Raw genomic sequence first — 2406 nt, 5'->3', positions numbered from 1 at the left:
GCGCTGAGGCTGGCACCGGCACCGAGCGCGAGCGTGCCAGCGTTGATGTAGGTGCCGCCGGTATAGGTGTTGGTGCCGTTCAACGTGAGGGTAGCAACGCCGTCCTTGGTCAAGCTGCCGGCCCCCGACAGATTGCCGTTGAGGGTGAGATCGTTGCTGCCAAGTACGGTCAGGCCGGCGTTGAGCACCATGTTGTTGGCCAAGGTCACCGCACCGCTGGAATCGAGCGTGGAAGCGCCCCCAACGGTCAGCGTGCCGGTTCCCAGCGCAGCGTTGTTGCCCACCACCAGGCCGCCGGCATTGAGGGTGACGCCGCCACCAAACGTGCTGGCACCGTTGAGGGTCTGCACGCCGCTGCCATTCTTGACCAGCCCACCGCTGCCGGTCAGGGCACCGTTGAAGGTCGCGTCGGTGGTACCTCCCAGCGTCAGGCTGTTGCCCCCCAACGACACCGTGCTGCCGGCCACGCCCGCCAGCGAACCGATGCTCTGGTTGCCGCCGGCGGAGATGTCGAAGGTGCCGGTACCGGCCAGGTTCACCGCGCCGGTCGGCGACAGGCTGCCGCCCGCCCCGATCGCCAGCGTGCCGCTGTTGATGACCGTGCCGCCGGTGAAGGTGTTGCTGCCGGTCAGGGTGACCGTCGCCGCGCCGTTCTTGATCAGGCCACCATCGCCGGTGACCGCCCCGCCCAGCGTCAATGCATTGCTGCCAAGCAGGTTGAGCGTGGCACCGGCCAGCAGGCCGATGTCGTTGCCGAGGTTCGCAGCGATGCTGCTGTCCAGCGATGCGTTGGCGCCCACGGTCAGCGCGCCGGTACCCAGCGCGGCATTGTTGCCCACCACCAGGCCGCCACCGTTGAGTGCCACCCCGCCGCCGAAGACGTTGGCGCCGCCCAACGTCTGGATGCCCGTACCGTTCTTGACCAGCCCGCCGGTCCCACCGATCACGCCATCGAAGGTCCCGTTGCCAACGCCGCCGAAGGTCAGCGTATTTCCGCCCAGCGCCACGGTGCTGCCAGCGACGCCGTTGAGCGCGCCGATGGTCTGGTTGCCGGCCGCGGAGATGTCGAAGCCGGTGCCCGGCGCGGAAAGCGTGACTGCACCGGTTGCCGCCAGGCTGCCACCGGCACCGATCGCCAGCGTTCCCGCATTGATCAGGGTGCCACCGGTGAAGGTGTTGGTACCGGTCAGCGTTTCAGTACCGGTCCCCTCCTTGATCAGGCCGCCGGTGCCGGCGATGGATCCGCTGAAGACACCGTTGGTCGGTCCGCCGACAGTGATCGAGTTCGCGCCCAGGTTGACCGTGCCACTACCGGTCAGGGTGCCGAAGGTCTGGGCACCGTTGCCCGCGGAGAGATCCAGCGTAGCGCCGGTTGCCAGGTTGACGATGCCGCTGGCGGCCAGGCTTGCACCTGCTCCCAGGGCCAGCGTGCCGGCGTTGACGTTGGTGCCACCGGTATAGGTGTTCACGCCGTTCAAGGTCAGCGTGGCAGCACCATTCTTGGTCAGGCTGCCGGTGCCGGAGATCACCCCGTTGAGCGTCAGCGCGTTGCTGCCCAGCACGGTCAGGCCGGCATTGAGGGCGATGTTGTTGACCAGTGTTGCCGCCAGGCTGGTGTCGAGGGTGGCCGCGCCACCCACGGTCAGCGCACCACTGCCCAGTGCCGCATCATTGCCGAGCAGCAGGCCACCGGCATTGAGGCTGACGCCGCCGCCGAAGGTGTTGGCAGCGGACAGCGTCTGCACGCCCGCGCCCACCTTGACCAGGCCACCACCTCCGCTGATCACGCCATCGAACACCGCATCGGCTGCCGTACCAAAGGTCAGCGAGTTTCCTCCCAGCCCGACCGTCGAACCGACCACGCCATTCAGCGCGCCGATGGTCTGGTTGCCGGTTGCCGCCGATATATCGAAGCCCGCGCCGGCGCCGCCGAGGGTGACGTCACCCCCGACAGCCAGGCTGCCGCCTGCGCCAAGCGCCAGGGTTCCGGCATTGATCGTGGTGCTGCCGGCGTAGGTGTTCGCATTGGCCAGGGTCAGTGTGGCTGCACCGTTCTTGACCAGTGCACCATTGCCGGACACCACGCCGCCGAGCGTCAGCGCATTGCTGCCCTGCAGGGCAAGCGTCGTGCCCGAGGCCAGGTTGATCGCGTTGCCCACGGTGTAGGCGGCGGCAGTGTCCAGCGTTGCATTGCCGCCGACGTTGAGCGCGCCCGTTCCCAGAGCGCCGGCGTTGCCCAACTGCAGGTTGCCGCCATTCAACGCCAGGCCGCCACTGAAGCCGTTGGCGTTGCCGAGGGTCAACGTACCAGCGCCGTTCTTGACCAGACTGCCGGTGCCGGAAATCACGCCATCGAGCGTGAGTGCGTTGCTGCCGATCAGCGTCAGTGCCGAGCCGGCGCCAAGG

1 protein-coding gene is annotated in these 2406 nt (G+C 67.9%); it reads right to left on the bottom strand.

Features of this window, described 5'->3' with window-relative positions:
- Nucleotides 1-2406: beta strand repeat-containing protein (locus AC1VAN_RS18630; protein WP_480986422.1), on the bottom strand; the 2406-nt coding region annotated here is incomplete at both ends.

This window comes from Stenotrophomonas sp. 05L44_2, assembly GCF_056665995.1.
This window is presented reverse-complemented; position numbering and strand designations above follow the sequence as displayed.